This is a genomic window from Rhodococcus sp. B50 (assembly GCF_013602415.1).
GTDB lineage: Bacteria > Actinomycetota > Actinomycetes > Mycobacteriales > Mycobacteriaceae > Rhodococcus.
Window position 1 is genome coordinate 3,359,566 of record NZ_WPAG02000002.1, and the last position, 15,015, is coordinate 3,374,580.

13 protein-coding genes are annotated in these 15,015 nt (G+C 67.3%); 5 read left to right on the forward strand and 8 right to left on the reverse strand.

The features are described from left to right. Positions 1 to 166 precede the first annotated feature (166 nt). The 7 genes from GON09_RS15885 to GON09_RS15915 all read right to left on the reverse strand — a co-directional run bounded on the left by GON09_RS15885 (position 167) and on the right by GON09_RS15915 (position 8,382). Entirely contained in the window at positions 167 to 796 is a 630-nt protein-coding gene (locus GON09_RS15885; protein WP_213934476.1) for an acetoacetate decarboxylase family protein, read from the reverse strand. Further along, positions 789 to 2,501, reverse strand: coding sequence for an FAD-dependent oxidoreductase (locus GON09_RS15890; RefSeq protein ID WP_213932621.1), 1,713 nt, complete (start codon positions 2,499 to 2,501; stop codon positions 789 to 791). The genes GON09_RS15885 and GON09_RS15890 overlap by 8 nt, the downstream gene beginning before the upstream one ends. After that, positions 2,498 to 4,003: a flavin-containing monooxygenase gene (locus GON09_RS15895; RefSeq protein WP_213932622.1), complete on the reverse strand. Its 1,506-nt coding sequence runs from the start codon at positions 4,001 to 4,003 to the stop codon at positions 2,498 to 2,500. Before GON09_RS15895 ends, GON09_RS15890 begins: the two co-directional genes overlap by 4 nt. Beyond that, complete coding sequence (locus GON09_RS15900; RefSeq protein WP_213932623.1) at positions 4,000 to 4,578, reverse strand: TetR/AcrR family transcriptional regulator; 579 nt, start codon at positions 4,576 to 4,578, stop codon at positions 4,000 to 4,002. The genes GON09_RS15895 and GON09_RS15900 overlap by 4 nt, the downstream gene beginning before the upstream one ends. A gap of 141 nt (positions 4,579 to 4,719) precedes the next feature. Further along, the gene (locus tag GON09_RS15905; RefSeq protein WP_213932624.1) at positions 4,720 to 5,751 is read right to left on the reverse strand and encodes an aspartate-semialdehyde dehydrogenase; all 1,032 of its coding nucleotides are present in this window, start codon (positions 5,749 to 5,751) and stop codon (positions 4,720 to 4,722) included. Positions 5,752 to 5,754: 3 nt separating this feature from the next. Then, entirely contained in the window at positions 5,755 to 7,020 is a 1,266-nt protein-coding gene (locus tag GON09_RS15910; protein ID WP_213932625.1) for an aspartate kinase, read from the reverse strand. Between the two features lie 78 nt (positions 7,021 to 7,098). After that, positions 7,099 to 8,382 carry a DUF4185 domain-containing protein gene (locus GON09_RS15915; protein WP_213932626.1) on the reverse strand — a complete coding sequence of 428 codons (1,284 nt, stop codon included), beginning with the start codon at positions 8,380 to 8,382 and terminating at the stop codon, positions 7,099 to 7,101. A 334-nt stretch (positions 8,383 to 8,716) separates the two neighbouring features. Between GON09_RS15915 and leuA the strand changes: the two genes are divergently transcribed. Both leuA and GON09_RS15925 read left to right on the forward strand, forming a co-directional pair. Next, the gene (gene leuA / locus GON09_RS15920; protein WP_213932627.1) at positions 8,717 to 10,528 is read left to right on the forward strand and encodes a 2-isopropylmalate synthase; all 1,812 of its coding nucleotides are present in this window, start codon (positions 8,717 to 8,719) and stop codon (positions 10,526 to 10,528) included. Between the two features lie 232 nt (positions 10,529 to 10,760). Beyond that, complete coding sequence (locus GON09_RS15925; RefSeq protein ID WP_213932628.1) at positions 10,761 to 11,135, forward strand: SHOCT domain-containing protein; 375 nt, start codon at positions 10,761 to 10,763, stop codon at positions 11,133 to 11,135. 22 nt (positions 11,136 to 11,157) lie between these two features. Here the strand turns inward: GON09_RS15925 and GON09_RS15930 are convergent, their stop codons facing one another. Beyond that, entirely contained in the window at positions 11,158 to 12,054 is an 897-nt protein-coding gene (locus GON09_RS15930; protein WP_213932629.1) for a LysR family transcriptional regulator, read from the reverse strand. A gap of 71 nt (positions 12,055 to 12,125) precedes the next feature. On the opposite strand from GON09_RS15930, the gene GON09_RS15935 reads away from it, so the two are divergent. Genes GON09_RS15935 through GON09_RS15945 form a run of 3 tightly spaced genes read left to right on the forward strand, consistent with a single transcriptional unit; the run spans position 12,126 to position 15,014 of the window. Next, positions 12,126 to 13,163 (forward strand): EamA family transporter, encoded by a 1,038-nt coding sequence (locus GON09_RS15935; RefSeq protein ID WP_213932630.1) that lies wholly within the window; start codon positions 12,126 to 12,128, stop codon positions 13,161 to 13,163. Continuing rightward, positions 13,058 to 14,311, forward strand: coding sequence for a Mur ligase family protein (locus GON09_RS15940; RefSeq protein ID WP_026003541.1), 1,254 nt, complete (start codon positions 13,058 to 13,060; stop codon positions 14,309 to 14,311). The genes GON09_RS15935 and GON09_RS15940 overlap by 106 nt, the downstream gene beginning before the upstream one ends. Continuing rightward, positions 14,304 to 15,014, forward strand: a complete 711-nt coding sequence (locus GON09_RS15945) for a type 1 glutamine amidotransferase (protein WP_213932631.1) — start codon at positions 14,304 to 14,306, stop codon at positions 15,012 to 15,014. The genes GON09_RS15940 and GON09_RS15945 overlap by 8 nt, the downstream gene beginning before the upstream one ends. Position 15,015 lies beyond the last annotated feature (1 nt).

Here is a 15,015-nt window from a genome sequence, read left to right on the forward strand (position 1 = left end):
TGCCCCTTTTCTGGAATAAGTCAAGAAAAGGGGCGGTGTGGTCCCCGTCCCGTTCCCGCACCCCGTGCATCGCGCGGTGCGCCTCCGTGGTCTCCCGCACGACCGGATGGTCGCCGAGTGTCGTGAGTGCAGCCGGTACCGCCGCGCACCCACGACATCCGGTGACCTACACCCGTTGCACGCGCGACGGACCCGTCGACATCTGCCCGGAAGTGATGACGATGCCGTGGTGGGTGCCCGGGCGCATCCAGCGGCTCAGCGTCGGGCCCTCCGCGGCGACGGTGACCCGCGCGTAGCGGAACTTTCCCCGCAGCCGGGCCGTGGCGCGCTCGACCGCACCGCCGGGAATCGGCTGGGCGAAGGTCAACCCACCCGCGATCGGCAGTTCGGGCCCCTTCGGAGCGGCCGAGGTGGCGACACTCCACCTCGCGCCGGTCGCGGAGAAGTCGCCGAGGACGTCACCGTCGAACTTCGCGAGCACCTTCGGCAGCTTCCAGTGCTCGCGACCTCCGTGCACCGAAGGCTCGGAATCGACGGCGATGAACGGCACCGCCATCGCCGGGATCAGGCCGCGACGCAGAACCGGGCTGGCCAGCACCTCGCGGTACGGTCCGACCGGCGAGTCGAGATAGTCGACCATCATCGCGAGCGTGATGGGCAGTGTCGGTCCGATCGGGCCGTATTCGGCGGCCTCCGGGGTGCTGCGATGCCACCACAGGGTGGCCCGCACGGCGGCCGGCCAGGGCGGCGGCGGTGAGACCGGGTATTCGGTGCGTTCGTCCTGGCTCTCAGGCACTGTCCAGAGCACGGGCGCTCTCCTTCCGAACGGGGATGATGGGGAGCCGCAATGCCGCCGGCGCCTCGACGGGCACTGCCGGTCGCACGGGCCGGACCGGCTGCACGGGCTCGTATGCGGAACCGAGCGGGGGCCGGTTGTCCTTTTCCCCCTTGTTCGGCCACAGCGCCATCGCACGCTCGGCCTGCGCTGTGATGGTGAGCGACGGGTTCACGCCGAGGTTGGCGCTCACCGCGGATCCGTCGACGACGTGCAGTCCCTCGTGTCCGTAGACGCGCAGATACGGATCGACGGTGCCGGTGCGCGGCGAATCCCCGATTGCACAGCCGCCGAGGAAGTGCGCCGTCATCGGGATGTTGAACAGGTCGGCGATCGAACCACCGGCGTCACCGTCGATCTTGTCGGCGACGCGACGAACCGCTTCGTGTCCCACCGGGATCCACTCGGGCGGTGGGGTGCCCGGCCCCTGCTTGCTGGTCAGGCCCCGGCCGATCGGCGTGCGACGCGTCGCGAGTTCGAGCGAGTTGTCGTCGGTCTGCATGACCAGGGCGATCACCGTGCGCTCCGACCAGTTCCGCACCGACAGCGAGCGGAGGAAGGCACCGGGATTCTTCGCGGCGACACCGAAGAACTTCAGCAGTCGCGGCATCCGGGTGCCACCGTCCACGAGCAATGCCTGGAGCAGGCCGATCAGGTTGCTGCCCTTGCCGTATCGCACCGGTTCGATGTGTGTGTGGTCGTCGGGATGGAAGGACGAGGTGATGGCCACGCCCTGCGTGTAGTCGACGACACGATCCTGCGCGGTCGCGGCGAGCACCGCTTCGGAGTTGGTCCGCACCACCGTGCCGAGGGCCGGTGACAGGTTCGGAAGATCATCCGTCTCCCGGCTCGCGAGCAGCAGGCGCGCCGTGCCGTAGGTGCCGGCTGCGACCACCACCTGATCGGCTGTGAAGACCTTGCGACGCTTCCTGATCCCGTTGGTACTGCGGGTGTGGACCTCGTATCCCCCGCCCGTCCGGGGCACCACACGGGTCACCGTCGTGAGCGCGTGGATGCGCGCGCCGGCCTTCTCGGCGAGGTAGAGGTAGTTCTTGACGAGCGTGTTCTTCGCCCCCACCCGGCAACCCGTCATGCAGCTGCCGCATTCGGTGCACCCGGTACGATCGGGGCCCGCTCCACCGAAGAACGGGTCGGGAACCGTCTTGCCGGGTTCGTCGAAGAACACTCCGACGGGGGTGGTCGTGTAGGTGTGCCCCACACCCATCTCGTCGGCGACCTGGCGCATCACCTCGTCAGCGGGGGTGGTGCTGGGATTGGGGCGCACCCCGAGCATCCGGGCCGCCTGGTCGTAATAGGGCGTCAGCTCTGCTTCCCAGTCGGTGATGTGACCCCACTGCGGGTCGCGGAAGAAGGGGGTCGGCGGCTTGTACAGGGTATTGGCGTAGTTCAACGACCCGCCGCCCACCCCCGCACCGGCCATGACGAGCACGTTCGGCAGCAGGTGCATGCGCTGCACCCCGTAGCAACCCAGCTGCGGTGCCCACAGGTACTTGCGCAGTCGCCAGCTCGTCTCGGGCAGCTCATCGTCCTCGAACCGCCGTCCCGCTTCGAGAACTCCTACCGTGTACCCCTTCTCGGTTGCGCGCAGCGCTGCAACGCTGCCGCCGAATCCGGATCCGATGACGAGGACGTCGTAATGGGTCATGCGCTCGCTCCTGCCGTCGCTCGGTGCTCTGTGTAGCTCTCGGGATCGAACTGCTTGGTCCGCGTCCGGTACTGCCACGTGAAGGTCGGCCACATCACGGAGTTGCGGCCCTTCTCGTCGATGTACCAGCTGCTGCAGCCGCCCTGGTTCCAGACCGTATTGTTCAACGCCGGATCGAGGTCGGCGGTGTAGCGGCGCACCGCGTCGTCGCGCACCTCTACGGCTGCAATTCCCCGGCGCTCCATCGTGCGCAGCGCGTCGGAGATGTAGTTGGCCTGCGATTCGAGCATGTACACGATCGAGCTGTGGCCGAGGTTGGTGTTGGGTCCGTACATGAGAAACAGGTTCGGGAAGCCGGGCACGGTGATCCCGAGATAGGCCGACGGGCTGCCGTCCCACGTCTCAGCGAGAGTGCGACCGTCACCACCCCGGATGTGATGCGCGACAGGCGGTTCCGTCGGCGTGAAGCCGGTGCCGAAGATGATCGTATCGACGGGATGCTCGGTGCCCTTGTCGTCGACGACACCGTTCTCGGTGACCGCTGCCAGACCGGAGGACACCACGTCCACATTCGGCCGGGTGATGGCGGGGAACCAGTCGTTGGACAGGAGGATCCGCTTGCACGTGATCGCGAAGTTCGGTGTCAGACGCTTGCGAAGTTCGGGATCGCGCACGCTCTTGCGCAGTACCTGACGGGCCCGAATCTCGAACAAGGGCAGGAAGTACTTGCGGGCGAAGGACTTCGTCATGCCGACGACGTAGATCTCCTTCTGCCCGTAGATCGCTCCGCGCATGATCTTCTGGGTGACAGGGAGACGCCGGTAGAGCGTGCGGACCGACCGCGCGATGACATGGTCGTGCTTGGGCATAACCCACGAGGCCGTGCGCTGGAACAGCGTGAGGTGTTCGACGCGATCGACGATCGCCGGCACGAACTGGATGGCCGATGCACCGGTGCCGATGACGGCAACGCGCTCGCCGGTGAGGTCGTGGTCGTGATCCCACTCGGCCGAGTGGAACTTCTTGCCGCGGAACAGCTCCAGTCCGGGGACCTTCGGGTAGGTGGGAGTGGAGAGGGCACCGGTCGCGGCGATGAGCACCTCGGCGGTCAGATCGCCGCGGGAGGTGAAGATTCGCCACACGGCACGCTCGGCATCCCACTGCGCTTCGCGCAGTTCGCATCCGAACATCGTCCGGTCGGTCACGCCCTGCTCACGGGCGACGCGGCGGAGGTACGCGTAGATCTCCTCCTGGGTGCCGTGCGCTCGCGACCAGTCGGGCTCGGGCGCGAAGGAGAACGAGTACAGCGCGCTCGGAACATCGCATGCGGCACCGGGGTAGGTGTTCACACGCCAGGTTCCGCCGACGTCGTCACCGCGCTCGAGGACGAGGACGTCGGCATCGGGGTTCTCGCGCAACAGCGTTGCGGTCATGCCGATGCCGCCGAAGCCCGCGCCGACGACGAGCGTGTGCACGTGATCGGGAAGCAGTGCGAGACTCATTTCATCACCAGCGCCTTCCAGACCGGGAGCAGGCGCTCCCGGAATTCTCGATCGGATTCGGGGGTACGCATCAGGGCCGAGACGGCGAAGCCCCGGGCGATTTCGATGCTGAGGTCGATGTGGTCGGGCGACACCCGGTCGCCCATGATCTCGAGGCACCCGGTGCGGAGCGCGTCGGAGACCTTGCGCTCGAGCGGGATCATGGCCTCGTGCAGGGACGGATCAGTCCGCGCAGCGACCCACAGTTCGAGCGCTGCGGCGAAGAGCGGCCCGGAGAAGGCGTCCATGAGGGCCTCGAAGCCGTGTTCCGGGTCGGGCCGCGTCTCGAGGATCTCCCGCAGCCGCTTGTCGACGAGGTGCTCGACCGCCGCGACGACGAGGCTCTCCTTCGTCGGGAAGTGGTGGAGCTGGGCACCTCGCGAGACTCCGGCACGCTTGGCGATGCCCTGGGTACTGGTGCCCGAGTAACCGTGCTCGACGAGCGAGTCGACCGCGGCGTCGAGCAGCTTGCCTCGCGTCGCGGCTGTGCGTTGCGCCTGGGTACGACTACCGTTCGGCACAGTGTCCTGGATCACGCTACGAATCGTAACGGGAAAACAACAAACAGTCCAGACTGCTTGTAAATATTCGTCAGCGCCGGGGTTCACCCCGGGAAACGACGAAGCGGGCGGACCCGGAAGAGGTCCACCCGCTCCGTCGAGGAGGTCGGAAGATCGCTAGACGAGCAACTCGGCGATCTGGATCGTGTTCAGAGCAGCACCCTTGCGCAGGTTGTCGCCCGAGACGAAGAGCGCGAGACCGCGACCCTCCGGAACACCCGGATCCTGGCGGATGCGACCCACGAGCGAGACGTCGTCGCCCGCTGCCGCGAGCGGGGTGGGCACGTCCACGAGTCGGACGCCCGGCGCGTTCGCGAGCAGTTCCTGCGCGCGCTCGACCGACAGCGGTCGCTCGAACTCGGCGTTGATCGACAGCGAGTGACCGGTCACGACGGGAACACGTACGCACGTGCCCGACACGAGAAGGTCGGGCAGACCGAGGATCTTGCGCGACTCGTTGCGCAGCTTCTGGTCCTCGTCGGTCTCGCCCGATCCGTCGTCGACGATCGAACCCGCGAGCGGCACCACGTTGAACGCGATGGGGGCGACGTACTTGTTCGGGGCCGGGAAGTCGACCGCGTCGCCCGCGTGGACGAGCTTGTCGGCCTCGTCGGCGACGGCACGCACCTGGCCGACGAGCTCTTCGACGCCCGCGAGACCGCTACCGGAAACCGCCTGGTAGCTCGACACGATCAGGCGCTGGAGCCCTGCCTCGTCGTGCAGCGCCTTGAGCACCGGCATCGCAGCCATGGTGGTGCAGTTCGGGTTGGCGATGATGCCCTTCGGCGGGTTCTTCACCTGCTCCGGGTTGACCTCGCTCACCACGAGCGGGACCTCGGGATCCTTGCGCCACGCCGACGAGTTGTCGACGACGATCGCACCGGCCGCCGCGAAGCGCGGAGCCTGCTCCTTGGAGAGGGTGCCACCGGCCGAGAACAGCGCGATGTCGATACCCTTCAGATCCTCGTCGGAGGTCGCCGCGACGTCCTCGACGACGATCTCCTCGCCGCGGAACGGCAGCTTCTTGCCTGCCGACCGGGCCGACGCGAAGAACCGCACCGTCTCGGCCGGGAAGTTGCGCTCCTCGAGCAGAGTGCGCATGACGATGCCGACCTGGCCGGTCGCGCCTACGACTGCAATGCTGGTCATGATCTACCGCCCCGTTCCTGCGTGCACGACAGCTTCTTCGTCGCCGCCGAGTTCGAATGCGGCGTGCAGCGCGCGCACGGCGTCGTCGAGTTCGTTGTCGTCGACCAGCACGGAGATGCGGATCTCCGAGGTCGAGATCAGGTCGATGTTGATGCCGGAGCCGGCGAGAGCCTCGCAGAACTTGGCCGTGACACCGGGATGGCTCTTCATGCCGGCACCGACGAGGGAGACCTTGCCGATGTGGTCGTCGAAGAGGACCTGGGTGAATCCGATATCGCTCTGCTGCTTGGTGAGCAGTTCGACCGCGCGCGGCCCGTCGCTCTTCGGGCAGGTGAAGGTGATGTCGGTCTTGCCGGTCTCCACCTTCGAGATGTTCTGCAGCACCATGTCGATGTTGATCTCGGCGTCGGCGACGGCACGGAACACCTTGGCGGCGTAACCGGGGGTGTCGGGGATGCCGACGACGGTGATCTTGGCTTCGCTGCGATCGTGCGCAACGCCGGTGATCAGGGCCTCTTCCACAGGAATGTCCTCCATCGATCCGGACACGATGGTGCCGGGCTTGGTGGTGTACGACGAACGAACGTGCACGGGCACGTTGTAGCGGCGGGCGTACTCCACGCACCGCAGCATGAGAACCTTCGCGCCGCATGCGGCGAGCTCGAGCATCTCCTCGAACGAGACCTTCTCGAGCCGCTGCGCGTCCTTGACGATGCGCGGGTCCGCAGTGAACACGCCGTCGACGTCGGTGTAGATCTCGCAGACGTCCGCGTTCAACGCGGCGGCGAGTGCGACGGCGGTCGTGTCCGAACCGCCACGACCGAGAGTTGTGATGTCCTTGCTGTCCTGGCTCACGCCCTGGAAGCCGGCGACGAGCACGATGCTGCCCTCGTCGAGGGCGGTGCGCACGCGGCCGGGGGTGACGTCGATGATCTTCGCCTTGCCGTGGCTGCCCGTGGTGATCACACCCGCCTGCGAACCGGTGAACGACCGGGCCTCGGCGCCGAGCGAATGGATCGCCATCGCGACGAGGGAGTTGGAGATGCGCTCACCGGAGGTGAGGAGCATGTCCATCTCGCGGGCCGGCGGGGCCGGGCACACCTGCTGCGCGAGATCGAGGAGTTCGTCGGTCGTGTCTCCCATGGCCGAGACGACGACCACGACGTCGTTGCCCGCCTTCTTGGTCTCGACGATCCTTTCAGCGACGCGCCGGATCCGCTCGGCCGTCGCGACCGAGGATCCTCCGTACTTCTGGACGACGAGTGCCACGCTGGCCAACCTCCGAGTTTCGGGAACAGGTCCAGTGGCCCAGCTTACCGACCGTGCCTTTCGTCGACCCGGGGCGTCTCAGGAAAGTGTCGTGTGCAACAGCATGACGTTGTAGTCGCTCCATCGGGACGCGGTGAAGTAGAGGTCCGATTCCGTGGACCAGGGATGGATGAACGGGGCGTAGAGCCCGCCGATCTGCCGGTGGGTGACGAGTACGCGCGGCTCGCTCCACGGCCCCTCGGGTCTCGGGGAGGTCCTCATCTCGATCGTGCCGCGTTCCTCGTTGCCGTAGAGCATGACGAATTCGTCGCCGAGGAGTTGCACCGACATCTCCCCGACGGCAGGCGGCACGACCGGTGCCGCCGCGGCGGCGTCGCCGGGTATCCAGCCGTCGCCGCTCCAGTACTCGTAGGCGACCAGATCGAGCAGAGCCGTCTCGGGGACGCGCGAGACGAAAGCCGGCCCGAACCTGCCCTGCGGTGTGCCGAAGTCGTAGACGTATCCCTCGTGACGGACGTATGCGTGCTGCTGGAAATTCTCGTTCCCGGTCGACAACTGCTGCACCGCGGGCACGTCGAGCGGCAAGTTGATCCGCGCCGTCGCCGGGTCGAGCTGCCAGGTCTCCCCGTTGTCGCGCGAGCTCGCGATCATCGACGCGTTGGTCCACCACTCCCCGTGGTCACCCCAGGACCGCACCGACATGAAGTTGACGTACTGGACACCGTCGACGGCGATGCCCGCCGTGGGGATCACCGTGATCTCGACGCCGTCGACGCCGAGGCTGCCGACGAGTTCGCGTGAGAGGGCGGGTGCGGCGGGAGAGACGGGTGAACCCGCACGCGGGTCGCCGGGCACCGGATCGGGCACGTCGATTCCGTCGGAGAGATCATCATCGGCGGTACGCATGAGAATGTTGTGCCGCCACTGCTGATCCGGCAGCGAACAGTTGCCGAAGGTGTCGCCGAAGGCCATGAGGATCCGACGGTCGTCACCCTCCGCACCGTTGTCCCACATGATGCCGAGGTCGGTTCCCGAGACGGAGAACCGGTCGTAGGTCCGGTTGGGGCTGCGGGGGCCGGTCACCCAGGCCACGGTGCGGGTCGCGCCCGATCCGAGGGCAGGTAGCGGTCCCTGCGGTCCTTCGGGTGCGGCTCCCCCGCTCCCGGATCCGCTGCTGCCGGTCCGGGGGCCGGACGAACCCGTTCCGAAGGACCCGGAGCCGAGGAGACCGGAGCCCGAACCGGAACCGAGGAGCCCGGAGTCGCACGGTTCGGCGTGCGCTACGGGAGCGGCGACCGCCATGAATCCGAGCGCCAGCAGTGGGGTGCACGCTCCGGCCATCGCCGCGCGCAACGATCTCATCGATTCACCCCTCACCCGTCGTGTTACCGGAGATACCGGTGTGACTCATGTTGCGGGAGTTATGAACGGTAACGCTAGGGGCACGACGATCGCTCTGTCCGGCGAGTTCGTATCGATCGCGTCACGACCTTCGCCGCCGATCCGGGCAGGTGTGGGAGGTGCCACTTGGCTGCTGTGGCGGATGTCGCGATACACTTCTCCACATGCAGCGCGTGCTTCTCCTCGGCCGCCGCGGCGGGATCTGACCAGACCGGCTTCCCGTCGCGGGGTTTCGACGCGCCGGTCGATATTCGATCTGGGCCCACAGGTCCCCTTTTCTCTTTGGAGTTACGTCATGTCACCCGCCGACGCATTCACCTCCGGCTCGCGCACCATCACGCCGCCGAGCAAGCCGGCCCCGGCCGACCAGCCGTCGTGGAACAAGCAGAAGAACTCGTCGATGCCGACCTATCGGTACCGGCCGTTCGCCGAGGAGGTCGAGCCGGTCTCGCTGCCCGACCGCACCTGGCCCGACAAGATCATCGATCGCGCTCCCGCGTGGTGCGCCGTGGACCTGCGCGACGGCAACCAGGCCCTGATCGACCCGATGAGCCCCGCCCGCAAGCGACGCATGTTCGATCTGCTCGTGCGCATGGGTTACAAGGAGATCGAGGTCGGTTTCCCGTCCGCGAGCCAGACCGACTTCGACTTCGTCCGCGAGATCATCGAGGACGGCGCGATTCCCGACGACGTCACCATCCAGGTCCTGACGCAGTCCCGTCCCGAACTGATCAAGCGCACCTTCGAGGCCTGCGCCGGGGCGCAGAACGTGATCGTGCACTTCTACAACTCGACGTCGATCCTGCAGCGGCGCGTGGTGTTCCGGGCCGACCAGGAGACGGTGAAGAAGATCGCCACCGACGCCGCCGAACTGGTGCTCGAGGAAGCGAAGAACCACCCCGACACCAACTGGCGCTGGGAGTACTCCCCCGAGTCGTACACGGGAACCGAACTGTCGTACGCCAAGGAGGTCTGCGACGCGGTCGTCGAGACCCTCGGCGCGACCCCGGAGAACCCGGTCATCATCAACCTGCCTGCAACGGTCGAGATGGCCACGCCCAACGTCTACGCCGATTCGATCGAGTGGATGCACCGCAACCTGGCGAAGCGCGATTCGATCATCCTGTCGCTGCACCCGCACAACGACCGCGGCACAGGTGTCGCGGCGGCCGAGCTGGGTTACCAGGCCGGCGCCGACCGTATCGAGGGCTGCCTGTTCGGCAACGGTGAGCGCACCGGCAACGTGTGCCTGGTGACCCTGGGCATGAACATGTTCAGCCGCGGCATCGACCCGCAGATCGATTTCTCGAACATCGACGAGATCCGCCGCACCGTCGAGTACTGCAACCAGCTGCCCGTCCACGAGCGCCACCCCTACGGCGGCGACCTGGTCTACACCGCCTTCTCCGGCAGCCATCAGGACGCGATCAACAAGGGTATGGACGCGATGAAGGTCGACGCGGAGGCAGCCGGCGTCGACGTCGACGACCACACCTGGGCCGTGCCGTACCTGCCCATCGATCCGAAGGACGTCGGCCGCACCTACGAGGCCGTGATCCGCGTGAACTCGCAGTCCGGCAAGGGCGGCATCGCGTACATCATGAAGCAGGACCACGGCCTGAACCTGCCGCGACGCCTGCAGATCGAGTTCTCGCAGGCAGTGCAGAAGGTCACCGACGGCGAAGGCGGCGAGGTCAGCCCCAAGGAGATGTGGGACATCTTCCATGAGGAGTACCTGGCTCCGATCACGCCGCTCGAACGCGTCCGGCAGAAGGTCACCGCAGCCGAGACCGACGACGGTGAGGACACCATCATCGCTGTGCTCAAGGTCGACGGCGTGGAGAAGGAGATCTCCGGTACCGGCAACGGACCACTGGCGGCCTTCGTCGATGCCCTCGAGTCGCTGGGCTACCAGGTGGCCATCCGCGGTTACGCCGAGCACGCCATGTCCGCCGGCGACGACGCCAACGCCGCCGCATACGTCGAGGCCGACATCACGCGTCCCGACGGCACGACCACCCTGGTGTGGGGTGCCGGTATCGCCCCGTCGATCACCACGGCGTCGCTGCGCGCGGTGGTCTCCGCGGTGAACCGCTCGCACCGCTGACCCCTTCCGACGGGAATGCGGTGGACCCTTCGGGGTCCACCGCATTCGTCGTTTTCCAGAATTTTCACCCCGACAATTCATCTGGAAATCGACGTTTCGGATGATTACCGCACTCCTCCGAAAGATACAGTTCGGAATGTTCGACGAGAACGAACCCGTTCACGGGTGATATCCGTCGAATTCCGCAATTCTTTCCTCGCAGAGTCGTTCTGCTCGAACACGGAGTGTGCGTATGGAATTCATGGACATCATCTGGTACATCGTCATCTGCTTCGCATTCGTCGCGTACCTGATCATGCTGTGGATGATCATCGGGGATCTGTTCCGGAACCGGGAGCAGTCCGGCTGGGTCAAGGCGATCTGGATCGTCTTCCTGTTCGTCTTCCCGTGGCTGACGGGCCTGATCTATCTGGTCGTCCACGGTACGGGCATGGCCGAGCGGTCCGCGAAGGAGGCCGACCGGTACAAGGCCGCGCAGGACGAGTACATCCGCTCGGTCGCCGGCAAGTCCCCCGCCGAGCACATCTCCGACGCGAAGCAGCTGCTCGCCGAGGGTGTCATCGACCAGGCCGAATTCGATGCGCTGAAGGCCAAGGCGCTCGCCTGATCCCGCACCATCGCGGAGTTCCTCACGTCGACAGCTTCCGTGCCGCCGCAGCCCGGAAGCTGTCGAGCACCGCACCCACGGCCGGTCGCCGCGCCGCGCCCGGACGGGTGACGAGTTCGTAGATCCGCGCCGCGCGCACTCCGGCCAGCGGCACCCGCACCAGCGCCGGGTGCAACACCGAGTACCGCGGCAGCAGCGCCACCCCGCGACCGGCGGTCACGAGCTCTTCGATGACACGGAAGTCGTTGATACGGTGCGCAACTCGTGGCTGCATGCCTGTCACCGCAGCGACGGAGAGCAGCACGTCGTCGACGGGGAACCCGCCCCGCACACTGATCCAGCTCTCCCCCGCGAGTTCGTCGACCCGCACGCGTTCCTGCGACGCGAGGCGGTGCCCGGGCGGAAGGACGAGATCGATCGGTTCACGCATCAACGTCTCGACATGGACGCGGGGTCCCGACAGCGGCGCCGATCGCTCGTCGCGGTGAGTGAGCACCACGTCGTAATCGGCCAGCAGGGCGGGCACCGCCGAGGACGGCACATCTTCGTCCCGGACGTCCAGCACGACACCGGCCTCCTCCGCCGAATCCAGGGCCGCAGGCAGCAGGAGTGCCGCACCGGACGGGAAGGTGGCGACCCGCACCCGCCCCCGCGGGGATTGCCCGTAGGCCGCCATCTCCTCGACCGCCCGATCGAGGGCATCGAGCACCTCGTCCGCGCGCACCACCAAGGCACGACCCGCATCGGTGAAGCGCAGACGTCGCCCCTCGGGTTCGAGCAAGGGGACGCCGGCTTCCCGGGCCAGCACCTTGAGCTGCTGAGATACCGCCGAGGGCGTCATCGACAGGGCCGCTGCGGTGGCGGCGACAGTCTCGCGGTCGGCAAGTTCCCGGAATATGCGCAGACGCACGACATCCATGTAGAAATGCTACATATAGCGTTCAGAAAGATTCGCTTGTTCTGATCATTTGCTTAGCAAAGAATATCGGCATGGCCTTTCGGGATCGCATGCTCGCTCTCACCGTGGTGGTGTTGTGGGGATGCAACTTCCTCGCGATCAGGGTGGGCCTCGACCACTTCCCCCCGTTCTTCTTCGCCGGCCTGCGCTTCGCGGTCATCGCCGTCCCCGTACTGATGTTCGTCCCGCGACCCGCAGTGCCGCTGCGCTGGCTTCTGCTCTACGGCCTCGGATTCGGTTTCGCCCAGTTCGCCTTCCTTTTCTGGGCCATGGATGCCGGTCTGCCCACCGGCCTGGCCTCGCTCGTCCTGCAGTCCGCAGCGCCCTTCACCGTTGCGCTGGCAGCTTTGTTCCTGCGGGAACGTCTCGACGGTGTCCGCATCGCGGGTCTGGTCGTCGCCGTAGGTGGCATGGTGATCGTGGCACTCGGCCAGGGAGCGTCGAGTGCGGGTGTGATCCCGATGCTGCTCGGCCTCCTCGCGGGACTGTCCTGGGCGATCGGCAACATCGCGACCCGCAAGGCGGGCGCCGCCGACCCCATGCGTCTGATGCTGTGGATGTGCGTCGTGCCCGTGCTCCCCTTCTTCGGGGTCTCCTGGTTCGTCGAGGGCCCGCAGGCCTGGTCCACTCTCGGTACCGCCGTCACCACCGTGGACGGTGGCCTGGCGCTGGCCGGACTCACCTACGTCGTGCTGGCGGGCACGATCGCCGGTACCGGGATCTACGCCTCACTGCTGTCGCGCCATCCCGCCGGGACCGTGGCGCCGCTCTCCCTCATGGTGCCGGTCGTCGGGTTCACCGTCGCATGGATCACGCTCGGTGAGCGGCCGACGCCGTCGTCCCTGATCGGCGGGGTGATCGTCGTAGTCGGAGCCCTCGCGGCCCAGGGCGGGCGCGGCAGTGTGACGAGCGGGACGCTCCTCCGGCGGCACAACGCTCTCCCGCCTGTGGAACACTCGCCGACGTGGGAACCAGTACAGGAATCACCGCACGTGGACGGCTCGCGCTACGCGCCGCCCGAGCCGCCGCGTGGGCGTCCCAGAAGGCCGGACGCGGTAAGGGCTCGATGATCGGAGGGCTCGTCGCCCTGAAGATCGACCCGGCACTGATGAAGCAGCTCGGCCACGGCCGGCAGACCGTGCTCGTCACCGGGACGAACGGCAAGTCCACGACGACCCGCATGACGGCCGCCGCTCTCGAGACGATCGATTCGGTCGTCACCCAGGCTGATGGCGCGAACATGGACGCCGGGATCGTCGCCGCCCTCGCCACCGACCTCCGCGCGCCGCTCGCCGCGATCGAGGTCGACGAACTCCACACCCCGCACGTCGCCGACGCCCTCGAACCCCGGGCGATCGTGCTGCTCAATCTCAGCCGCGACCAGCTCGACCGGGTCGGTGAGATCAACATGATCGAGCGGAAGCTGCGCGAGGGCCTGAAGCGGCATCCCGACGCCGTGATCGTCGCGAACTGCGACGACGTGCTCGTCACGTCCGCCGCCTACGACAACCCGAACGTCGTGTGGGTCGCCGCCGGCGCCGGCTGGGCCAACGACTCGGTGAGTTGCCCGCGCTCGGGCGAACCGATCGTCCGCGAAGGCGACCACTGGTACAGCACGGGCTCCGATTTCGCGCGCCCGACACCCGACTGGTGGGTCGACGACGAGAACCTCCACGGACCCGACGGCCTCGTCCTGCCGCTGAAGCTCACCCTCCCCGGCCGCGCGAACCGCGGGAACGCCGCCCAGGCGGTTGCGGCCGCCGTGGCCCTCGGCGCCGATCCGGAGAAGGCCGTCGCGGCCGCAGCGGTCGTCGAAGAAGTCGCCGGCCGCTACAAGACGGTGCAGGTCGGGCCGCATTCGGTGCACATGCTGCTGGCGAAGAACCCCGCCGGCTGGCAGGAGGCCCTGTCGATGATCGACCCGACCGTCGACGGTCTGGTCATCGCCGTCAACGGCCAGGTGCCGGACGGTGAGGACCTGTCGTGGCTGTGGGACGTGCGGTTCGAACACTTCGAAGGCGTGCAGGTCGTCGCGGCAGGCGAACGCGGCACCGACCTCGCGGTGCGTCTGACCTATGCGGGGGTCGAGCACACGCTGGTGCCGGATCCCCTGAAGGCCATCGCCTCGTGCCCTCCCGGCCGTGTGGAGGTGCTCGCCAACTACACCGCGTTCCGCGATCTCAACACCGCCATCGCCAGGAGAGCTGCCCATGTCTGAGTCGACCGTCCGCATCGGACTCGTCCTGCCCGACGTGATGGGCACCTACGGCGACGGCGGCAACGCCCTGGTGCTGCGCCAGCGACTGCGGATGCGCGGTCACGACGCCGAGGTCGTCGAGATCGGATTGAACGATCCCGTCCCGGAGTCCCTCGACCTCTACACCCTCGGCGGCGCTGAGGACGCAGCGCAGCGACTGGCCACGCGGCACCTGCAGCGCTACCCGGGACTGCAGCGTGCAGCCGAGCGCGGAGCGCCGGTGCTCGCGATCTGCGCCGCGATCCAGGTGCTCGGCCACTGGTACGAGACGTCCTCCGGCGAACGTGTCGACGGCGTCGGGATCCTCGACGCGACCACCTCGCCGCAGCAGACCCGCGCGATCGGCGAGATCGTCATCCGGCCCACCCTCGCCGGCCTCACCCAGCCGCTGACCGGCTTCGAGAACCACCGCGGCGGAACGACCCTCGGCTCCGATGCCACCGGGCTCGGCCGCGTCGACCGCGGTGTCGGCAACGGCGTGGGTGACGGACTCGAAGGTGCCGTGCAGGGCTCGGTGATCGGCACGTATCTGCACGGTCCGGTGCTCGCCCGCAATCCCGAACTCGCCGATCATCTCCTGATGCGCGCTCTGGGCATGGACTCGCTGCCGCCGCTGGACCTTCCCGAAGTCGATCTGCTGCGGCAGGAACGGTTGCGCGCCTGAG

What these genes read in the sequence shown, in the direction of transcription:
- GON09_RS15935 (WP_213932630.1), top strand. Translation starts at nt 12,126, where the DNA reads ATGGCCTTTCGGGATCGCATGCTCGCTCTCACCGTGGTGGTGTTGTGG.
- GON09_RS15945 (WP_213932631.1), top strand. Translation starts at nt 14,304, where the DNA reads ATGTCTGAGTCGACCGTCCGCATCGGACTCGTCCTGCCCGACGTGATG.
- GON09_RS15915 (WP_213932626.1), bottom strand. Translation starts at nt 8,382, where the DNA reads ATGAGATCGTTGCGCGCGGCGATGGCCGGAGCGTGCACCCCACTGCTG.
- GON09_RS15890 (WP_213932621.1), bottom strand. Translation starts at nt 2,501, where the DNA reads ATGACCCATTACGACGTCCTCGTCATCGGATCCGGATTCGGCGGCAGC.
- GON09_RS15930 (WP_213932629.1), bottom strand. Translation starts at nt 12,054, where the DNA reads ATGGATGTCGTGCGTCTGCGCATATTCCGGGAACTTGCCGACCGCGAG.
- GON09_RS15895 (WP_213932622.1), bottom strand. Translation starts at nt 4,003, where the DNA reads ATGAGTCTCGCACTGCTTCCCGATCACGTGCACACGCTCGTCGTCGGC.
- GON09_RS15905 (WP_213932624.1), bottom strand. Translation starts at nt 5,751, where the DNA reads ATGACCAGCATTGCAGTCGTAGGCGCGACCGGCCAGGTCGGCATCGTC.
- GON09_RS15925 (WP_213932628.1), top strand. Translation starts at nt 10,761, where the DNA reads ATGGAATTCATGGACATCATCTGGTACATCGTCATCTGCTTCGCATTC.
- leuA (WP_213932627.1), top strand. Translation starts at nt 8,717, where the DNA reads ATGTCACCCGCCGACGCATTCACCTCCGGCTCGCGCACCATCACGCCG.